General features: G+C 72.8%; 15 protein-coding genes and 1 pseudogene. 10 read left to right on the top strand and 6 right to left on the bottom strand.

From position 1 onward, the window contains the following. The first annotated feature begins 2 nt into the window (after window positions 1-2). From LG395_RS06260 to LG395_RS06240, 5 genes are all read left to right on the top strand, one after another. Window positions 3-1922, top strand: coding sequence for a copper resistance CopC/CopD family protein (locus LG395_RS06260; RefSeq protein ID WP_225808722.1), 1920 nt, complete (start codon window positions 3-5; stop codon window positions 1920-1922). Window positions 1923-1930: 8 nt separating this feature from the next. Next, a complete protein-coding gene (efeB, locus tag LG395_RS06255; protein ID WP_225808721.1) occupies window positions 1931-3211 on the top strand; it encodes an iron uptake transporter deferrochelatase/peroxidase subunit in 1281 nt (426 codons plus the stop codon). Window positions 3212-3331: 120 nt separating this feature from the next. Then, window positions 3332-4264 (top strand): prephenate dehydratase, encoded by a 933-nt coding sequence (gene pheA, locus LG395_RS06250; RefSeq protein ID WP_225808720.1) that lies wholly within the window; start codon window positions 3332-3334, stop codon window positions 4262-4264. A 587-nt stretch (window positions 4265-4851) separates the two neighbouring features. Continuing rightward, window positions 4852-6129, top strand: coding sequence for a serine--tRNA ligase (gene serS, locus LG395_RS06245; protein WP_171154776.1), 1278 nt, complete (start codon window positions 4852-4854; stop codon window positions 6127-6129). After that, entirely contained in the window at window positions 6126-6926 is an 801-nt protein-coding gene (locus tag LG395_RS06240; protein ID WP_225808719.1) for an HAD family hydrolase, read from the top strand. Before serS ends, LG395_RS06240 begins: the two co-directional genes overlap by 4 nt. 410 nt (window positions 6927-7336) lie before the next feature. Here LG395_RS06240 and LG395_RS06235 read toward each other — a convergent pair whose 3' ends face one another. The 5 genes from LG395_RS06235 to LG395_RS06215 form a co-directional block, all read right to left on the bottom strand. Further along, window positions 7337-7579: an SGM_3592 family protein gene (locus LG395_RS06235; protein WP_225808718.1), complete on the bottom strand. Its 243-nt coding sequence runs from the start codon at window positions 7577-7579 to the stop codon at window positions 7337-7339. A gap of 78 nt (window positions 7580-7657) precedes the next feature. After that, window positions 7658-8377, bottom strand: a complete 720-nt coding sequence (locus LG395_RS06230; protein WP_171154770.1) for an ABC transporter permease subunit — start codon at window positions 8375-8377, stop codon at window positions 7658-7660. Window positions 8378-8387: 10 nt separating this feature from the next. Continuing rightward, window positions 8388-9299 (bottom strand): ABC transporter ATP-binding protein, encoded by a 912-nt coding sequence (locus LG395_RS06225; RefSeq protein ID WP_171154768.1) that lies wholly within the window; start codon window positions 9297-9299, stop codon window positions 8388-8390. A 52-nt stretch (window positions 9300-9351) separates the two neighbouring features. Then, a complete protein-coding gene (locus LG395_RS06220) occupies window positions 9352-10269 on the bottom strand; it encodes an ABC transporter permease (protein WP_225808717.1) in 918 nt (305 codons plus the stop codon). After that, window positions 10259-11218, bottom strand: a complete 960-nt coding sequence (locus tag LG395_RS06215; RefSeq protein ID WP_225808798.1) for an ABC transporter ATP-binding protein — start codon at window positions 11216-11218, stop codon at window positions 10259-10261. Before LG395_RS06215 ends, LG395_RS06220 begins: the two co-directional genes overlap by 11 nt. A gap of 268 nt (window positions 11219-11486) precedes the next feature. Between LG395_RS06215 and LG395_RS06210 the strand changes: the two are divergent. The 5 genes and pseudogenes from LG395_RS06210 to LG395_RS06190 all read left to right on the top strand — a co-directional run. After that, window positions 11487-11755, top strand: a pseudogene (locus LG395_RS06210) (M24 family metallopeptidase); the annotation flags it as partial. Between the two features lie 2 nt (window positions 11756-11757). Beyond that, entirely contained in the window at window positions 11758-13506 is a 1749-nt protein-coding gene (locus LG395_RS06205; RefSeq protein WP_225808716.1) for an SDR family oxidoreductase, read from the top strand. A gap of 135 nt (window positions 13507-13641) precedes the next feature. Then, on the top strand, window positions 13642-14190 hold the full coding sequence (locus tag LG395_RS06200; protein WP_225808715.1) for an RNA 2'-phosphotransferase: 549 nt from the start codon (window positions 13642-13644) through the stop codon (window positions 14188-14190). Window positions 14191-14319: 129 nt separating this feature from the next. Then, entirely contained in the window at window positions 14320-15222 is a 903-nt protein-coding gene (locus LG395_RS06195) for an LLM class flavin-dependent oxidoreductase (RefSeq protein ID WP_225808714.1), read from the top strand. Between the two features lie 100 nt (window positions 15223-15322). Next, window positions 15323-16195 carry a Cof-type HAD-IIB family hydrolase gene (locus LG395_RS06190; RefSeq protein WP_225808713.1) on the top strand — a complete coding sequence of 291 codons (873 nt, stop codon included), beginning with the start codon at window positions 15323-15325 and terminating at the stop codon, window positions 16193-16195. 194 nt (window positions 16196-16389) lie between these two features. Here LG395_RS06190 and cydD read toward each other — a convergent pair whose 3' ends face one another. Further along, a complete protein-coding gene (cydD, locus tag LG395_RS06185) occupies window positions 16390-20022 on the bottom strand; it encodes a thiol reductant ABC exporter subunit CydD (protein WP_225808712.1) in 3633 nt (1210 codons plus the stop codon). Between the last annotated feature and the right edge of the window lie 32 nt (window positions 20023-20054).

Here is a 20054-nt window from a genome sequence, read left to right as displayed (position 1 = left end):
CCGTGACCCGGACCATCGCCCCCCGCGTGCGGATCCTGATGCTGCTGTTCATCGCCGTCACCGGCGCGCTGCTGGCGGGCGCCGGACCGGCCTCCGCCCACGCGGCGCTGACCGGCAGCGACCCCGCGCAGGGGGTGGTGGCCGCCAAGGCACCCACCCAGGTGTCGCTCACCTTCTCCGAGAAGGTGGCCCTGAACGACGACTCCCTGCGCGTCCTCGACCCCAAGGGCAAGCCGGTGCAGACCGGCAGCCCGGCCAACGTGAGCGGCACGACGTATTCCGTGCGGCTCAGGAGCGGCCTGGCCGACGGCACGTACACCGTCACCTACCAGGTCGTCTCCGCGGACAGCCATCCCGTCGCCGGCGCCTACACCTTCTCCATCGGGGCGCCCTCGCAGACCGTCGTCTCCGGCACCGGCCCGGTTGCGGGCGGCGGGGTCGTGGGCGGGCTCTACGCGTTCGGCCGGTACGTGTCCTACGCCGGGTTCATCGTGCTCGCCGGCGGCGCGGCCTTCGTGCTCGCCTGCTGGCGGCGCGGCGCGGGCGTACGGCCCCTTCAGCGCCTGGTCGTCGGCGGCTGGATCGCGCTGACGGCGGCCACCCTGTGGCTGCTGCTCCTGCGCGGCGCGTACACCGGCTCCGGGAAGTTCGCCGACGTCTTCGACCTAGAACTGCTCGGCCAGGTGCTGCAGACGAAGACCGGTGCCGCGCTCGTGTCCCGGCTGCTGCTGCTCGCCGCCGCGGCGCTGTTCGTCGCCGTCCTCTTCGGCGCCTACACCCGGCGCGACGAAGGCGAGGAGAAACGCGACCTGACCTTCGGGCTCGCCGTCGGCGGCGTGGTCGTCGCGGCCGGGCTCGCCACCAGCTGGGCCATGGCCGAGCACGCCTCGACCGGGCTCCAGCCGGGCATCGCCATGCCGGTCGACGTCGTCCACCTGCTGGCCGTCGCCGCCTGGCTCGGCGGCCTCACCGCCCTGCTGACCGCGCTGTACCGGGCACCCGCCGAGATGCCGGTCGAGGCCGCCGCCGTACAGCGCTTCTCCCGGGTGGCCTTCGGCAGCGTCCTCGCCCTCGTCGTCACCGGCGTCTACCAGTCCTGGCGGCAGCTCGGCTCCTGGTCGGCGTTCACCGAGACCCGGTACGGACAGCTGCTGCTGGTCAAGATCGGGCTGGTGGCGGTGCTGGTGGGCATCGCGGCCGTGTCCCGGCGGTGGACGGGACGGCTCACCGACCCGGCCGTCCGCACCGGGAGGACGGAGAAGGCCGAGGCCCGCAAGGAGCAGGTCGCCGCCTCCAAGGCGACCGGCGGCAAGGGCACCGGCGCCGGTTCCCGGGACAGCCGGCGCGCCGCCCAGCTCGCCCGGCAGCGCGCCGCCGCCGACGCCGCCCGGGCGAAGCGGCTGCGGGACGGCGACCCGAACCGCTTCGGCCTGCGCCGCTCGGTGCTCGCCGAGGCCGGAGTCGCCCTCGTGCTGCTCGCCGTCACCACCGCGCTGACGCAGACCGAGCCGGGCCGCACCGAACAGGAGGCCAAGGCGGCCACCTCCACGTCGGCGGGCTCCGGCACCTCGGCGACGTCCGGCGCGCTCACCCTGGACATGCCGTTCGACACCGGCGGCACCGACGGCAAGGGCGTCGTCAGCATCGACCTCGACCCCGCGCGCGTGGGCGGCAACGAGATGCACGTCTACGTCCAGCGTCCCAACGGCCGGGCCTTCGACGTCCCGGAGGTGAAGGTCTCCTTCACCCAGGAGGCGAAGAAGATCGGTCCGCTTCCCGTGAACCCCGACCACATCACCACCGGTCACTGGTCGGCGAGCGGAGTGCAGATCCCCATGGCCGGCGACTGGAAGATCGCCGTCACGGTCCGCACCTCCGACATCGACCAGGTGACCGTCTCCAAGAACGCTCAGATCGGCTGAACCACACCATGCCCGACCAGTCCATCCCCCAGGCCCGTACGCCCGAGACGCCGACGGCGGAGCCCGTGTCCGGGGCGAGCGGCATCTCGCGGCGCGCCCTGCTCGGCACCGCCGGCGCCACCGGGCTCGTGCTCGGCACGGCCGGCGGCGCCGTGGGCTACGCCTCCGCGCCCGCCGGGGCGACTCCGCTCACCTCGGTGGGTGCGGGGCGGGCGATGTTTCACGGGAAACATCAGCCCGGTATCACCGACGGTCTCCAGGCGCGCGGCCACCTCGTCGCCTTCGACCTGGCGGCGGGCGCGGGCCGCAAGGAAGCGGCGGCCCTGCTGCGCCGCTGGTCCACGACCGCCGAGCGGCTGATGGCGGGCGAGGCCGCCCCGCACGGCGACACCGATGTGGCCCGGGACGCGGGACCCTCCTCGCTGACCCTCACCTTCGGCTTCGGACACAGCTTCTTCGGCAGGACGGGCCTGGAGAAGCAGCGGCCCGCCGCGCTCGACCCGCTGCCGGACTTCTCCTCCGACCACCTCGACAAGTCCCGCAGCGACGGCGATCTGTGGGTGCAGATCGGCGCGGACGACGCCCTGGTCGCCTTCCACGCCCTGCGCGCGATCCAGAAGGACGCGGGCTCGGCCGCACGGGTGCGCTGGCAGATGAACGGCTTCAACCGCAGCCCGGGCGCCACCGCCCGCCCCATGACGGCCCGCAACCTCATGGGCCAGCTCGACGGCACCCGCAACCCCAAGCCCACGGACACCGACTTCGACCGGCGGATCTTCGTGCCGGACCCGGGCGAGCCGGCCTGGATGGCCGGCGGCTCCTACGCGGTCGTACGCCGTATCCGCATGCTCCTCGACGACTGGGAGAAGCTCTCGCTCACCGCGCAGGAGCAGGTCATCGGGCGCCGCAAGGCCGATGGGGCACCGCTGTCCGGCGGCGACGAGACGACCCCGATGGACCTGGAGAAGACCGACGCCCAGGGCGGTTACGTCGTCCCGCTCAACGCGCACGCCCGGATCACCCGGCCCGAGAAGAACGGCGGCGCGGCCATGCTGCGGCGCCCGTTCTCCTACCACGACGGCATCGACGCGGACGGCACGCCCGACGCCGGTCTCCTGTTCATCTGCTGGCAGGCGGACCCCCTGCGCGGCTTCGTCCCGGTGCAGCGCAAGCTCGACCGGGGTGACGCGCTGTCGCGGTACATCCGGCACGAGGCGAGCGGCCTGTTCGCGGTGCCGGGCGGGGCGGCGAAGGGGGAGTACGTGGGGCAGCGCCTGCTGGAGGGGTGAACCGGGGAACCGACGGGCGAACCAGCCGTAGGCCGGGTAGACCGGGGTTCAAACCACCCGGTCGAGTGGTTGTCGCCGGATGCCTCAGCCGACCGGTCCGGCGGCCATTAGGGTGAGGACATGCCAGCGAGCTACGCCTATCTCGGCCCGGAGGGCACCTTCACGGAGGTCGCCCTGCGCACGCTTCCGGAGGCGGCCACCCGGGAGCTGATCCCGTACGTCTCGGTGCAGTCCGCGCTGGACGCGGTCCGGACCGGCGAGGCCGAGGCCGCGTTCGTGCCGATCGAGAACTCCGTCGAGGGCGGCATCACCACCACCCTCGACGAACTGGTCGCGGGCGAGCCCCTGATGATCTACCGCGAGGTGCTGCTGTCGATCACCTTCGCGCTGCTGGTGCGCCCCGGCACGGAACTCGCGGACGTCAAGACGGTCTCCGCCCACCCGGCGGCCCAGCCACAGGTGCGCAACTGGCTGCGCACGAACCTCCCGGAGGCCGCCTGGGAGTCGGCGGCCTCCAACGCCGACGCCGCCCGTCTGGTCCAGGAGGGCCGCTACGACGCCGCCTTCGCCGGCGAGTTCGCCGCCGCCCGGTACGGTCTCGAAGCGCTGGAGACCGGGATCCACGACGCGGAGAACGCGCAGACCCGGTTCGTGCTGGTCGGCCGTCCGGCCCGGCCGGCCGCGCCCAGCGGTACCGACAAGACCTCCGTGGTGCTGTGGCAGCGGGACGACCACCCCGGCGGCCTGCGCGACCTGCTCGGCGAGTTCGCCTCGCGCGGCATCAACCTCATGCTGCTCCAGTCGCGCCCGACCGGCGCCGGCATCGGCAACTACTGCTTCTGCATCGACGCCGAGGGGCACATCGCCGACCGGCGGATGGCGGAGGCGTTGACGGGCCTGCGGCGGATCTGCCTCCAGGTGCGTTTCCTCGGTTCCTATCCGCGCGCGGACATCGCGCCGGGCGGGGCCCGTCCGACGCTGCCCGGAACGTCGGACGAGGAGTTCATGGCGGCGGCGGACTGGGTGGCGCGCTGCCAGGACGGCCGGTTCTAGCGGGTCGTACCCACGAACGCCGACCGGTCGTACCTGCGAACGAACGTTATCCACAGAAGTTATCCACAGGTGCCCTTCTCGACCTGGGGACAAGTCGACAGAGCGGTACCACAGGGTCGACAAATCGCCCTGGAAGCCCTACCCGAGGCCACCGGCGGCCGACTCACCCTTCGTCCATCCGTTTCCTTTGGTTCATCTTTTGGGGCGACCGTTTTCCACCCGAAAGTGGGCGTCAGTGCGGTTTGACCCGGGAATTCTTCCGTCCGCGCACTCTTTTCGGAGTGATCAATTCCGACGTCCACAGATCTTCCACACAGCCTGTGGATAACTTCCCGGAGGGTGTGGATCGCTGTGGACAACCAGGCCGCCAAATCCCGTTCTCCACAAGGAAGTCGGGTCAACCGCACGCTCGGGGCGTGGCCCGTCCCAGGGAGTGAGACACTTTTCCCTTGACGCCCGGCGGGGCGTACGGGCCGCACAGCGCAGCACTCGCGGCAATTACCGCATAACGGAACGTACGCCGCGAATCAGAACTCCCCGGTTTGGTGATTCGTGAGCCGCGACGCCGCACCGGTAGCCTTGCCCTCGTGATTGACCTTCGCCTGCTCCGTGAGGACCCCGACCGTGTGCGCGCGTCCCAGCGCGCCCGTGGAGAGGACGTCGCGCTCGTCGACGCCCTCCTGTCTGCCGACGAGCGGCGCAGGTCCTCCGGCGTCCGCTTCGACGAGCTGCGCGCCGAGCAGAAGCAGCTCGGCAAGCTGATCCCCAAGGCCACCGCCGAGGAGAAGGCCGAACTGCTGGGCCGCGCCGAGCAGCTGAAGGCGGACGTGAAGGCCGCCGACGCCGAGCGCGACGCCGCCGACGCCGAGACCCAGGAGCTGCTGCTCAGGCTCGGCAACCTCGTCCACCCCGACGTGCCCGTCGGCGGCGAGGAGGACTTCGTCACGCTGGAGACGCACGGCACGATCCGCGACTTCGGCGCCGAGGGCTTCGAGCCCAAGGACCACCTGGAGCTGGGCCAGCTGCTCGGCGCGATCGACGTCGAGCGCGGCGCCAAGGTCTCCGGATCCCGCTTCTACTTCCTCACCGGTGTCGGCGCCCTGCTGGAGCTGGCCCTGGTGAACGCGGCGATCGCCCAGGCCACCGCCGCCGGCTTCACGCCGATGCTCACCCCGGCGCTGGTCCGCCCGCAGTCCATGGCCGGCACCGGCTTCCTCGGCCAGGCCGCCCAGGACGTCTACCACCTCGACAAGGACGACCTGTACCTGGTCGGCACCTCCGAGGTCCCGCTCGCCGCGTACCACATGGACGAGATCATCGACGCGGACCGGCTGCCGCTGCGGTACGCGGGCTTCTCCCCGTGCTTCCGCCGCGAGGCCGGCTCGCACGGCAAGGACACCCGGGGCATCTTCCGCGTGCACCAGTTCGACAAGGTCGAGATGTTCTCGTACGTCGCCCCCGAGGACTCGCAGGCCGAGCACCAGCGCCTGCTGGAGTGGGAGAAGCAGTGGCTGACCTCGCTGGAGCTGCCGTTCCGCGTCATCGACGTGGCCTCCGGTGACCTCGGCTCCTCGGCCGCCCGCAAGTTCGACTGCGAGGCGTGGATCCCGACCCAGGGCAAGTACCGCGAGCTGACCTCGACCTCGGACTGCACCGAGTTCCAGTCCCGCCGGCTGTCCATCCGGATGCGCGACGGCAAGCAGGTCAAGCCGCTCGCCACCCTCAACGGCACGCTGTGCGCCGTACCGCGCACCATCGTGGCGATCCTGGAGAACCACCAGCAGGCCGACGGTTCCGTCCGGGTCCCCGAGGTGCTGCGCCCCTACCTGGGCGGCCGTGAGGTGCTGGAGCCGGTCGCCAAGTGACCGCGTTCCCGTACCGGCTGATCGCCACCGATCTCGACGGGACGCTCCTGCGTTCCGACGACTCGGTCTCGCAGCGCACCCGCGACGCGCTCGCCGCGGCCACCGCGGCGGGCGCCGCGCACATCGTCGTCACCGGCCGCGCGGTCCCCTGGACCCGGCCCATCCTGGACGACCTCGGCTACGACGGTCTCGCCGTCTGCGGTCAGGGCGCCCAGGTGTACGACGCCGGCTCCCACCGCCTGCTGACCTCGGTCACCCTGGACCGGCAGCTCGCGGGCGTGGCGCTGGCCAAGATCGAGGCCGAGGTGGGTCCGCTGTACCTGGCGGCCAGCCGGGACGGCCTGGACGGCGAAGTGCTGGTGGGGCCGGGCTACGCGGTCACCGGCAAGCTCCCCGCCACCCCCTTCACGGACGCCTCCGACCTCTGGACGGCGCCCCTGAACAAGATCTACATACAGCATCCGACGCTGGGCGACGACGAGCTGGCGGAGGTGGCCCGGCAGACGGCCGGCGGCTTCGTCACGGTGGCCATGGCGGGCGAGGGCATCGTCGAGCTGCTCCCGCTCGGCCTGTCCAAGGCCACGGGACTGTCCCTGGCCGCCCGCCGCCTGGGCCTGAAGGCCGCCGACACGATCGCCTTCGGCGACATGCCCAACGACATCCCGATGTTCGCCTGGGCCGCCCGCGGCGTGGCCATGGCCAACGCCCACGCGGAACTGCGGGCGGTGGCCGACGAGATCACGTCCTCCAACGAGGAGGACGGGATCGCGGTCGTACTGGAGCGTCTGCTCGGCTAGGCCTCCCGCTCGATCATGCCGGGCTCGCGGGTCCTGCCACCGCGCCTCGCCGGGGTGACGTCGGTGACCACCTGCCGTCGCCGTCGAACCGGGTGCCCGGGCCGCCGTCCGTGGTGAGCGCGCCGGAGCCCGGTCACCGGTGCGGCTGCCGGCGTCAGCCGGTCCGACCCGGCCCGGAGCCAGGGGGCCCGGCCACCGCTGCGGCCGGGCCCCCGTGGCAACGGCTGGGTGGGCGGCCCACGCGAGAGCGACATCGCGTGCTCGAAGCGGCCGCTCCGGGCAGTCCCCGTGGCCTCACGGAGACGCTCCCAGTCGGTGACGCCGGGACGATCCCGGCGTATGGGGCACAATCACTGTGCCCCGCGCCGGAGCCGGGCGCCACCGATATATGAGGAGCGGGCGGGCGACCGCTACCGGCGGCGCCACCTGCGGCGCCGCGCCTTGCCGAAGAACCAGCCGGCCGGCGGCTCGTCGGAGCGCCAGGGCCGGGGCTCGGGGGCCTCGGCCCGCCAGCGCGCGGCGAGCATCCGGGCCCGGGCCGACGGCTCACAGATCCCGGCCGCCCGGACGAACGACTCGTCCAAGGCGACGTCGTCCCACACGTCCTCGCCGGTGCGCTCCCGCTTCTCGTGTCCCGGCGTCTCCTCAGCCATCTCCGGCCTCCTGCTTGTACGTCCGCTGAGCCCAGTGTGCGCGGGCCGGGGTGAAGCCCCCGTCAGGGCAGGGCCCCGTCACTCCTCGCCCGCGAGCGTCAGCGACCGCAGTTTCTGGCCGGCGTACCAGGTGGCCAGCACGGTGACCGCCACCAGCAGCACGGTGGCCGTCGGCAGGCCCACGTCCGAGGTCACCAGGTCCCCGCCGGCCAGCTTGTGCGCGACGGCCAGCGACCACTGCTGGACGCTCAGCGTGCGCGCGCCCGGCACCAGGGAGCCGAACAGCGCCTCCCAGACCAGGGCGTAGACGAGCCCGAAGACCACCGCGTGCCGGGAGACCGTGCCGAGCAGCAGGAAGAGCGCCGAGTAGGCGATGGAGGAGACCAGCGCGGCGACCGTGTAGGCGACCGCGATCTGCTGGCCGTTGCCGTTCAGGATCAGGCCGGCGACCAGGGTCGGCACCGCCGAGAAGACCATGGTCACGGCGATGGCGACGATCAGTTTGGTGAAGATGATCGTGGGGCGCTTGATCGGCTTCGACAGCAGGTAGACGACGGAGCCGTCGTCGATCTCCGGGCCGATCGCGCCGGTGCCGGCGATGACGCCGATGATCGGCACCATGGTGGCCAGCGCGAAGCCGCCGAGGACGTCCGAGGCCGTCTGGTCGTCGGCTCCGGTCAGGGCGCGGACGGCCACGGAGATCACGATCAGGAGCAGCGGGAGCGCACCGAGGATGAGGGCCCTGCGGCGGCCGAGCAGGGCCCGGTAGGTGAGCCGGGCGACGGTGGGGTCGTACATCTTCGGCCTCCTACGCCGCGACCAGGTACGAGAAGACGGACTCCAGGGACTCGTCGGACGGCGAGACCGTGAGGAGCCGGATGCCGTGGTCCCTGGCGACCTTCGGCAGCAGGGCGGTGAAGCGGCCGAAGTCGACGGCCTGGATGCGCAGGGCGCCCTCGGCGAGGTCGACCTCGATGCCGGCCGTCGAGGGGTCGGCGATCAGCGCGGCCGCGAGGGCCCGGTCGTCGCTGGAGCGGACCAGGTAGCGGTGCGGGCGGTCGGTCATCAGGCGGCGGATCCTGCGGAAGTCACCGCTGGCCGCGTGCCGTCCGGCGACCACGACCTCGATGTGCCAGGCGAGCTGCTCGACCTCTTCGAGGATGTGGGACGAGAACAGCACGGTGCGGCCCTCGTCGCCCATGCGCCGCAGCAGGTCCATGAGCTGCATGCGCTGGCGCGGGTCCATGCCGTTGAAGGGCTCGTCCAGCAGGAGCAGCGAGGGGTCGTGGACCAGGGCGGACGCCATCTTCACGCGCTGGCGCATGCCCTTGGAGTACGTCGCGATCCTGCGGTCCTGCGCGTACTCCATCTCCACCGTCGCCAGGGCGCGCTGGGCGGCCTTCTCACCGAGGCCGTGCAGTTCGGCGTTGGCCACGACGAATTCACGGCCGGTGAGGAAGTCGTACATCGCCTCGCGCTCGGGGACGATCCCGATGTGCCGGTAGATCGCCTCGTTGCGCCAGACCTGCTGCCCGTCGAGGGTGACGGTGCCGGTGGAGGGGGCGAGGAAGCCGCCCATCATGTTGATGAGGGTGGACTTGCCGGCGCCGTTGGGGCCGAGCAGGCCCGTGACGCCGGGACCGATGGTCATGGTGATGTCGTTGACGGCGACCACGTTGCCGAACCAGCGGGAGACGTGGTCGATGACGAGAGTGCTCATGGGCGCGACCCGTTCCTTGGAAGGGTGGTGGTGGCCGGACGGGTGGGCGTGGTCACAGTCCCGCCTTCTGGTAGCGGCGCATCAGGAGGCCGTAGCTGGCGGCGATCAGGCCCAGGACGACCAGGACGTACACCACGCCCTCGCCGCTGCCGGGGCCGGCCGCGCCGGGGAACGCCGAGCTCGCGCCGAGGAAGGCCGACTGGACGCCGTCGATGAGGGTGACGGGCGAGAAGAGGCCGATCCAGGGGATGGCGCCGGTGCTGTTCTGGGCGTCGGCGATGGCCTGAAGCGTGGAGACGGCGCCGTAGGAGATGGTCAGTACGGCGATGACGGCCGCGATGCCGAAGCCGCGCCGCGGGGTGACCGAGGCGATGACCAGGCCGATACCGGCGAAGAGCAGTGAGAGCAGTGCCACGGAGACGAGTCCCTGCGCGAATCCCTTGGTCTGGTCGGCGAAGTCCAGCTTGGCCAGCAGCGCGCCCACGTAGAGGACGAGCAGCGGGGCCGCCGTGAGGACGAACATCGCGGAGGCCAGCGCCGCGTACTTCGCCCGGACGTAGTCGGCGGTCTCGATCGGCCGCGAGAAGTACAGCGGGACGGTCTTGAAACGCAGGTCCCGCGAGACCGACTGGGGCGCCTGCGAGGCGACGTACAGGCTGATGACGGCCTGCATGATGATCGCGTAGCGCGTGTAGTCGACGGGCAGTTCCCTGGCCTTGGTGGCCACCGCGACGGCGACCATGATGGCCGCGGGCACGCACATCACCACGAACAGCAGCATCGGCAGCACCTTGGACTTCACGGAGCGGCCGAGGCCGTAGGCGCCGCGCAGGGACTGCGAGTACAGGGAGCGGGTGGCGTAGGAGCGGCCGAGGCGGGGGCCGTCGTAGTTGCGGTAGCCGATGTTGTGGATGCGGGTCTGGTCGCCCGGGGTCGCGGCGGATGCCGGCAGGGGCTGCTCAACTGCCATGGACGGCCGCCTCCTTCCGCTGCTCGTCCTCGGTGAAGACCTCCGAGATGTGGTGCCGGCGCTGCTCCATGCGCACCAGCCCGAGGCCCAGGTCGGCGACGACGTCACGGACCAGGTCGTACGTCTCCTCGCCCTGCGCCGTCAGGAGCAGGATGTGGCCGGCGCCCGGCAGGCCGCTGCCGGCCTCAACGCTCATCCCGCGCGCGTGCAGCGCCTCGCGCAGCGCACGCGTGCCGTCGGGGTGCTCGTCGGTGTCGGTGACCTCGACGGCGAGGGTGGTCGTGGTCTGGGTGAAGTCGGTGGTGGAGCTGGAGCGCAGCAGCTTGCCGCCGTCGATGACGACGACGTGGTCGCAGGTGCGTTCCAGCTCGCCGAGCAGGTGGGAGGTGACGAGGACCGAGATGCCGAAGTCGGTGTGGATGCGGCGGATCAGGCCGAGCATGTCGTCGCGGCCGACCGGGTCGAGGCCGTTGGTCGGCTCGTCCAGGAAGACCAGCTGGGGGTCGTGCACCAGCGCCTGCGCGAGCTTCACCCGCTGCTTCATGCCGGTCGAGTAGCCGCCGATGGGGCGGTACCGCTCCTCGTACAGCCCGACGTGGCGCAGGGTGTCGGCGGTGCGCTCGCGGGCGGCGGCGGGCGGCAGGCCGGACATGCGCGCCATGTGGACGACGAACTCGGTGGCCGAGACGTCCGGCGGCAGGCAGTCGTGCTCCGGCATGTACCCGACGCGTTCGCGGATGGCGGCGCCCTTGGCGGCGACGTCGAGGCCGAGCACCTCGGCGCGGCCCTCCGTGGCGGGGGACAGACCCAGCAGGATCTTGATCAGGGTGGACTTGCCGGCGCCGTTGGCCCCGACGAGTCCGGTCACACCGGGTCCGATGTCCACGGACAGCCGGTCGAGCGCGGTCACCCGGGGGAACCGTTTGCTCAGGCTTTCGGTCGCGATCACAGTCACGTCGTCGACGGTAGTGACGCGGACCACGTCCGTCGTCAGACCGCAGAGCAGTCTTCGCGTCAGCCTCCAGGTGTAGGGGGCCCGTAAGGGACCCCCTCCTTGAGAGGTACGGGCACCCCTGTTGACGCTCGGTCTAACAAGTGCGAGATTCTCCGGTGTCACCTTACGGACGCGTACGGCGATGGAGGCGGGAGCATGGCGACGGGGCCGGCCAGGCGGCGCCCGGTGGAACCGCGGGGATCCCTGCGCGCGTGCGAGGCACTACGGCAACCGGCACCTCGCCCGTCCCGTCGGGGTGATCACCCACGGGGTGGACCGGGTGGAGCGGCGCCACGGGCCACCCCGCCCGTCCGGGTCCGGCACGCCGTCCCTGAAGGGCGTCCGGAGGGCGACCCCCGCCCCGGCTTCGGGGTGACGGGGGCGGATACCGAGGAGATCCTGGTGGTCACCGACTCCCGGGACCCCGGACAGAGCGCGTTCCGGCTGGACGACGATCTGCCGCACACGCGGCGCTGGGCGGAGGAGGAGTGACCTTGAAGGGTGCACGCGAACGCTGGGTGCGCACGGGCGGCGTCGAGCTGTGCGTCGCCGAACTGGGCGACCCCGGCCGGCCGACGGTGGTGCTGGTGCACGGCTACCCGGACAACAAGGAGGTGTGGTCCGAGGTCGCCGTCCGGCTCGCCGGCCGCTTTCACGTCGTCCTCTACGACGTCCGGGGCCACGGCCGCTCCACCGCGCCCCGGCCGCTGCACGGGGGCTTCACCCTCGCCAAGCTCACCGACGACTTCCTGGCCGTCGCGGACGCGGTCAGCCCGGACCGGCCGGTGCACCTCGTCGGGCACGACTGGGGCTCGACGCAGTCCTGGGAGTTCGTCACCACGAGCCGGACGAAGGGCCGTATCGCCTCCTTCACCTCGATCTCCGGGCCGTCCCTCGACCACCTCGGGCACTGGTTCAACGCGCGCGTGAAGCGCCCCACGCCCCGCCGCGTCAGCCAGCTCCTCGGCCAGGGCGCCAGGTCCTGGTACGTCTACGCGCTGCACACGCCGGCCCTGCCGGAGCTTGCCTGGCGCGGGCCGCTCGGCACGCTCTGGCCGAAGATCCTAAAGCGGGTCGAGCGGGTCCCGGGCGGCGACTACCCGACCGCCTCACTCCTCACCGACGCCGCGCACGGCGCCTGGCTGTACCGGGACAACGTCCGCGCCCGGCTGCGCAGGCCGCGTCCGGACGCGTACGCACACGCGCCCGTGCAGCTCATCGTCCCCGAGGACGACCCGTTCCTCTCCGAGCGGCTCTACGACGACCTGGACCGGTGGGTGCCCCGGCTGACCCGCCGCACCATCCCGGCCGGGCACTGGGTCACGCGCACGCGTCCCGACCAGGTGGCCGCCTGGATCGAGCAGTTCGCGACCTCCGCCGAGGATGGCCGTCCCGCCCCGGCGGCCACCGGGCGCCACGCCGACCGGTTCGCCGGGCAGCTGGTGCTGGTCACCGGCGCGGGCAGCGGGATCGGCCGGGCCACGGCGTGCGCCTTCGCCGAGGCCGGTGCGCGCGTGATCGCGGTCGACCGCGACGCCGAGGCCGCCGCCCGCACCGCCGGACTGTCCCGGCGGGCCGGCGCGCCCGAGGCCTGGGCGGAGCCGGCCGACGTCTCCGACGAGCAGGCGATGGAGAAGCTCGCGGAGAAGGTCCACCACGAGTACGGGGTGCTGGACGTGCTGGTCAACAACGCGGGCATCGGTCTGGCGGGCTCCTTCTTCGCCACGACGACCGACGACTGGCGCAAGGTGCTGGACGTGAACCTGTGGGGGGTGATCCACGGCTGCCGGCTGTTCGGCGCGCGGATGGCCGAGCGCGGCCAGGGCGGCCACATCGTCAACGTGGCGTCGGCCGCCGCCTACCAGCCCTCGCGCGCGCTGCCCGCCTACAGCACCTCCAAAGCGGCGGTCCTGATGCTCTCCGAGTGCCTGCGCGCCGAGCTGACCGGCCAGGGCATCGGCGTCACGGCGGTCTGCCCGGGCTTCGTCAACACCGCCATCACCTCCACGGCCCGCTTCGCCGGGGTCGACGAGGAGGAACAGCGCCGCCGCCGGCGGAAGACGGCCCGCCTGTACGGTCTGCGCAACTACCCGCCGGAGAAGGTGGCCGGCGCGATCCTGGACGCGGTGGCGGGCAACAGGGCGGTGGCGCCGGTGACCCCGGAGGCCCGGGGCGCCCGTCTGCTGTACCGCTTCGCGCCGGGGCTGCTGCGGAGGATCGCGCGCGCGGAACCGAGGCTGTGACCCGAAACGCCTTGTGCCAACGGTAGTTGTCCACAACTACGCCCATCCGCCTGTGGATAACCGTACTTGGCTGTGGATCAAACATCGCGGCGAAAACGAGCTGCGTGATCCGTGTCTCTCCCGCACGCTGGCCCCATGGACGCACGCCGCACCGTGAAGGTGTCGAAGTACCTCTCCAGACACCTGCGGCACCAGCCCGAGAGGATCGGACTCACGCCGGACCCGGGCGGCTGGGTGGAGATCGCCACGCTGATCGACGCGGCCGCCGCCCACGGGTTCCCGTTCACCCGCGAGGAACTGGACCACGTGGTCGCCGCGAACGACAAGCGGCGTTTCGCCGTCGAGGACGGCAGGATCCGCGCCAGCCAGGGCCACAGCATCGAGGTCGACCTCGGCCTGCCCCCGGTGGTCCCGCCGCCGTACCTGTACCACGGCACGGTCGCCCGTCACCTGGAGGCGATCCGCGCGCAGGGCCTGCGTCCGATGAACCGGCACGCCGTGCACCTGTCCGCCGACCGGGAGACCGCCACCCGTGTCGGCGCCCGCCGGGGCAGGCCCGTGGTGCTGTCCGTTGACTCCGGCGCGATGCACCGCGACGGCCACGTCTTCCACATCAGCGCCAACGGCGTCTGGCTGACCGCGACCGTACCCGCGCGCTACCTGCGCCTGCCCGACCGGCACTGAGCACGCCCCGGCCACCGGTCTTCACCGAACCCGCCGTGGCCACCGGCCTTCACCAGCCCACCGTGGCCGCCGGACCGCGCACGGTGACCGTTTCGTCCGCCGCCGCCGCAGCCGCTTACGCTCGGACGCATGAGTCTGCGTCTGAGCACCGTGATCCTGCCGTACCGCCGCTGGCACGAAGGTGGCCGATCGGCCTGGGTGCGCGCCGAGCAGCTGGGTTTCCACACGGCGTACACCTACGACCACCTGTCCTGGCGCAGCTTCCGTGACGGCCCCTGGTTCGGCGCGGTCCCGACGCTGACGGCGGCCGCGGCGGCCACCGACCGGCTGCGCCTCGGCACGCTGGTCACCTCGCCCAACTTCCGCCACCCGGTGACCCTCGCCAAGGAACTGATCTCGCTGGACGACATCTCCGGCGGCCGGGTCACCCTCGGCATCGGCGCGGGCGGCACCGGTTTCGACGCCACCGCCCTCGGCCAGGAGCCCTGGAGCCCGCGCGAGCGCGCCGACCGGTTCGCCGAGTTCATGCCCCTGCTCGACCGGCTCCTCACCGAGGACGCGGTGTCGTCCGAGGGCCGTTTCTACTCGGCGCACGAGGCCCGGAACATCCCGGGCTGCGTGCAGCGGCCCCGGCTGCCCTTCGCGGTGGCGGCCACCGGCCCGCGCGGTCTGCGGCTCGCCGCGCGGTACGGCCAGGCGTGGGTGACCACCGGCGACCCGAAGCTGTACGAGACCGGCACGCCCGAGCAGTCCGTCACGGCCCTGCGCGGCCAGATCGGCAAGCTGACCGAGGCCTGCGAGGCCGCCGGTCGGGACACCGCCGAGCTGGACAAGGTGCTGCTCACCGGCTTCACCCCGGACCGCGGCCGGCCGCTCGCGTCCCTGGATGCCTTCGTCGACTTCGCCGGCCGCCACCGGGAGCTGGGCTTCACCGAGATCGTGATCCACTGGCCCATCCCGGACTCCGACTTCGCCGCCGACGAGAAGGTCTTCGAGCGGATCGCCATGGAGGCCCTCGCCCAGCTGGACTGACCCCGGACCGGCGTCCGCGCGGCTCGCCCCGGGCGTCGCCTGCGTCTCATCTGTGCGGACTCCCGCACGGCCGTGCGAGGGCCTGGGTGAGAATGGCCGGGTGACCTCAGCGACCAGACAGACCGGGACCCCTGCCGCCGCCCTGCCACCGCGGCTGATCGCCACCGACCTGGACGGCACCCTGCTGCGCGACGACAAGTCGGTCTCCCCACGGACCGTCGCCGCGCTGGCCGCCGCCGAGGAGGCCGGGATCGAGGTCTTCTTCGTCACCGGCCGGCCGGCCCGCTGGATGGACGTGGTCAGCGACCACGTCCACGGCCACGGCCTGGCGATCTGCGGCAACGGCGCCGCCGTGGTCGACCTGCACGGCGGCCCCGGCGCCCACCGGTTCGTGAAGGTCCGCGAGCTGGCGCGGGACAACGCCCTGAGCGCGGTACGGCTGCTGCGCGAGGCGGCGCCCGGCACGGTGTTCGCGGTCGAGCAGACGTACGGCTTCCACCAGGAGCCGGACTACCCCAAGCTCCACCTGGAGACTCCCGACCACCTCCTGCCCGCCGAGAAGCTGCTCGCGCCCGACGGTCCCGAAGCCGACCAGCCCGTGCTCAAGATCCTCGCCTACCACCCGTCCCTCGACCCCGACGCCTTCCTCACCCTCGCCCGGCTGGCCGTCGGCGAGCACGCCAACGTCACGCGTTCCAGTCCCAGCGCCCTGCTGGAGCTCAGCGGCCCCGGCGTCTCCAAGGCCAGCACCCTCGCGCTGTGCTGCGCCGAGCGCGGCATCTCGCACGAGGAGGTCGTGGCGTTCGGGGACATGCCCAACGACGTCGAGATGCTGACCTGGGCCGGCCAGTCCTACGCGATGGGCAACGCCCACCCCGACGTCGTCGCCGCCGCGTCGGGCCGCACGGTCGCCAACAACGACGACGGCGTGGCGGTGGTGATCGAGCACCTGCTCGCCGACCGGGTGCGGTAGCGCTCCGCGCGGCTTCCGACGACGCGCCGCACGGCCCCTGCCGGGACGACCGGGGCCCGTCAGGTCGGGTTCAGCGGTCCGGCCGGGCCCGTCGGTGCGGCCGGGCCCACCGGTGCGGGGGGCCATCAGGCTCCCAGTGGCCGAGGCCCCGCCGACCAGTCCTGCTCAGGCCCTCCGGGCCCGCCTGCGAGCCCTCAGCCCACCCCCACCAGCGACTCCGCCTCGGCCTCCCGGCGTGCCATCTCCCGCAGCGGTCCGTCCTCGGTGATCAGCCGCTCGTACGGGCCTCGCTGCACCACCCGCCCCGCTTCGAGCACGATCACCTCGTCCACCGCGTCGAGTCCGGCGAGCCGGTGGGTGATCAGCAGCGTCGTACGACCCTCCGTGGCGGCCAGCAGATCGGCGGTCAGGGCGTCCGCCGTCGGCAGATCCAGGTGCTCGGCGGGCTCGTCCAGCACCAGCACGGGGAAACCGGCCAGCAGCGCGCGGGCCAGCGCCAGCCGCTGCCGCTGCCCACCGGACAGCCGCGCCCCATGCTCGCCGACGAGCGTGTCCAGGCCGTCCGGCAGCGCGTCCACCCAGTCCAGCAGCCGGGCCCGGGCCAGTGCTCCGCGCAGGTCGGCCTCGGTGGCGTCCTTCCTCGCGAGGAGCAGGTTCTCGCGCAAGGAGCTGTCGAAGAGATGCGCGTCCTGCGCGCACAGCCCGACGAACCGCCGTACGTCGTCCCCGTCCAGCGCGCACGCGTCCACACCGGCGAGCGTGTACGAGCCCGCCTCCGGATCGAGGAACCGCAACAGCACCTGGGCGAGGGTCGTCTTGCCGGAGCCGGAGGCCCCCACCACCGCGACCCGGCGCCCCTCCTCCAGGGTCAGGTCCAGCCCGGCGAGCGCCTCCCGCCGCTGACCCGCGTACCGGGCCACCAGGCCCTCGACGACCACCGGGAACGGCGAGGCGGGCGCCTGCCGGGGCGAGACGGGTTCACGCACGGGCTCGGGCGCGTCCAGGACCTCGTACACCCGCTCCGCGCTGCGCCGCACCCGCTGCCGGTACCGCGCGGCGAGCGGCAGCCCCAGTACGGCCTCGAAGGCGGCCAGGGGGGTCAGGACGACCACGGCCATCGCCACGCCGCTCAGCCGGCCGTCCGCGACCGCCTGGGCGCCGAACGCCGCGGTGGCCGTGACGGTCAGCCCGGACACGAGCGCGGTGAGCCCGTCCCCGAGCCCGGTGACGGCGGCGGCGCGCGCGGCGATCCGGGTGAGGGTGCCGTCGGCCCGCCGGGCCGCGTCCTTACGGGCCGGCAGCGCACCGGCGACGGTCAGCTCGGCCGTGCCGGTGAGCAGATCGGTCACTCGGGTGGCGAGGACTCCCCGGGCGGGCGCCAGTCGCCGCTCGGTCCGCCGGGCCGCGGTCGCGGTCAGCAGGGGGACACCGGCACCGGCGGCCAGCAGGCCCGCCGCGAGGACGGCACCGGCCTCCGGTAGCAGCCAGGCAGTGAAGCCGACGGAGGCGGCGGACACGGTGAGAGCCACTCCGGCGGGCAGCAGCCAGCGCAGCCAGTAGTCCTGGAACGCGTCCACGTCCGCCACCAGCCGGGTGAGCAGGTCACCGCGCCGGGCGCCGCGCAGCCCGGCGGGGGCCAGGCGCTCCAGCCTCCGGTACACCGCGACCCGGGTGTCGGCCAGCATCCGCAGAACGGCGTCGTGCGACACCAGCCGCTCGGCGTACCGGAAGACGGCCCGTCCGATGCCGAACGCCCGGGTCGAGGTCACGGCCACCATCAGGTACAGCACCGGCGGCTGCTGTGAGGCACGCGAGATGAGCCAGCCGGAGGTGGCCATGAGCCCCACCGCACTGCCCAGGGCGAGACTCCCGAGCCCCAGGGCACCGGCCAACCGCCCCCGCCACCGCCCACCGATCCCCCGGACCCGCCGCAACACGCCCTTTCCGACCCGCTGCTCTGCCCCGTGGTCCAGCCGACCGAGCCCGCCTCCCGCCGACCCGCGGTCCAGCCCCCCGGGCCGGCCCTCCACCGGCCTTTCATCCAGCCGCCCAGCCGCCACCGGCTCACCGTCCAGCCCACCGAGCCGGAACCCCGTGGGCTCGCCTTCCAGCCGACCGGGTCCGGTGGCGGTGGGGCGGGGGCCGAGAGGACGGAGGCCCCTGGTGGGCCCGGCGCCCCCCGGAGACGGCACGGCGGCGGCATCCCCCAGCCGTACCACCCGGTCAGCCACCCCCAACAACGCCGGCCGATGCACGACGAGCAGCACGGTCCGCCCGGCGGCGAGCCTCCGCACCGCGGCCACCACCTCCCCCTCGGTCCTCCCGTCCAGCGCGGCCGTCGGCTCGTCCAGCAACAGCACAGGCCGGTCGGCGAGGAACGCCCGGGCCAGCGCCAACCGCTGCCGCTGCCCCGCCGACAATCCCGCCCCGTCCTCCCCGAGCACGGTGTCGACCCCCTCCGGCAGCGCCGCCACGAACTCCCACGCCCCCGCGTCCCGCAACGCCCTGCGCACGGCATCGTCGTCAGCGTCGGGCCGGGGCAGCCGCACGTTCTCCGCGATCGTCCCGGCGTACAGATGCGGCCGCTGCGGCACCCAGGCGACCCGCGACCGCCATTCCTCCAGGTCCAGCCCGGCGAGATCCGCGCCCCCGATCCGCACCCGCCCCGCGGTGGGCCGCACGAACCCCAGCACCACGCTCAGCAGCGTCGACTTGCCCACCCCGCTCGGCCCGACCAGCGCGACGGTCTCACCGGGCTCGACGGTGAACGACACCCCGGTCACCGCGTCCGAGGAACGCCCCGGATACCGGACGGTGACCCCCTCGAACGCCACCCCACCCGCCGGCACCGCATCGGTACCCGACTCCGGCACCGCCGTCTCCAGCACGGTGAAGATCTCCTCCGCGGCGGCAAGTCCCTCCGCCGCCGCGTGGTACTGCGCACCCACCTGCCGCAGCGGCAGATACGCCTCGGGCGCCAGCACGAGGATCACCAGACCGATGTACAGATCCATGTCTCCGTGGACGAGCCGCATCCCGATCGTCACGGCGACCAGCGCGACCGACAGCGTGGCCAGCAACTCCAGCGCGAACGAGGAGAGGAAGGCGATCCGCAGCGTCCGCAGGGTGGCCTGCCGGTACTCGCCGGTGATCCGCCGGATGGACTGCGCCTGCGCCTTGGCCCGGCCGAACACCTTCAGCGTCGGCAGCCCCGCGACCACGTCCAGGAAGTGGCCGGACAGCCGGGACAGCAACCTCCACTGCCGCTCCATCCGGGACTGGGTCGCCCAGCCGATCAGCATCATGAAGAGCGGAATCAACGGCAGGGTGCAGACGATGATCGCCGCCGAGACCCAGTCCTCGGTGACGATCCGGGCCAGTACCGCCACCGGCACGACGACGGCGAGCCCCAACTGCGGCAGGTAGCGGGAGAAGTAGTCGTCCAAGGCGTCGACACCGCGCGTCGCCAGGGTGACCAGCGAACCGGTCCGCTGACCGCTCAGCCAGCCCGGACCGAGCGCCGCCGCCCGGTCGAGCAGCCGCCCGCGCAGCTCCGACTTCACGGCCGCGCTCGCGCGATGCGCCGCGAGTTCGGTGAGCCACGCGACCAACGATCGCCCGACGGCCACGCCGGCCAACAGCAGCAGGGGAGTACGCAGCTCAGCGACCGACTGCCCGTGCTGGAACGCCCCGACCACGATCTCGGCGACGAGCATGGCCTGAGCGATGACCAGTCCGGCGCCGACGGCCCCCAGGCCGATGACCGCGACGAGGAAGAGGCGGGTGGCGCGGGCGTACCGCAGAAGGCGGGGATCGATTGGTTTCACGTGAAACATGCCCTTCGGTACCGAGGGTGCGG

The organism is Streptomyces spinosus (assembly GCF_020400655.1).
Classification (GTDB): Bacteria; Actinomycetota; Actinomycetes; order Streptomycetales; family Streptomycetaceae; genus Streptomyces; species Streptomyces argyrophylli.
The sequence above is the reverse complement of the archived record's forward strand: the minus strand, read 5'-3'. Positions and strand labels throughout refer to the sequence as shown.

Bases quoted from the DNA above. Each gene is read 5' to 3' on its own strand.
- efeB (WP_225808721.1), top strand. From the start codon at position 1,931: ATGCCCGACCAGTCCATCCCCCAGGCCCGTACGCCCGAGACGCCGACG.
- pheA (WP_225808720.1), top strand. From the start codon at position 3,332: ATGCCAGCGAGCTACGCCTATCTCGGCCCGGAGGGCACCTTCACGGAG.
- LG395_RS06235 (WP_225808718.1), bottom strand. From the start codon at position 7,579: ATGGCTGAGGAGACGCCGGGACACGAGAAGCGGGAGCGCACCGGCGAG.
- LG395_RS06230 (WP_171154770.1), bottom strand. From the start codon at position 8,377: ATGTACGACCCCACCGTCGCCCGGCTCACCTACCGGGCCCTGCTCGGC.
- LG395_RS06225 (WP_171154768.1), bottom strand. From the start codon at position 9,299: ATGAGCACTCTCGTCATCGACCACGTCTCCCGCTGGTTCGGCAACGTG.
- LG395_RS06220 (WP_225808717.1), bottom strand. From the start codon at position 10,269: ATGGCAGTTGAGCAGCCCCTGCCGGCATCCGCCGCGACCCCGGGCGAC.
- LG395_RS06200 (WP_225808715.1), top strand. From the start codon at position 13,642: ATGGACGCACGCCGCACCGTGAAGGTGTCGAAGTACCTCTCCAGACAC.
- LG395_RS06195 (WP_225808714.1), top strand. From the start codon at position 14,320: ATGAGTCTGCGTCTGAGCACCGTGATCCTGCCGTACCGCCGCTGGCAC.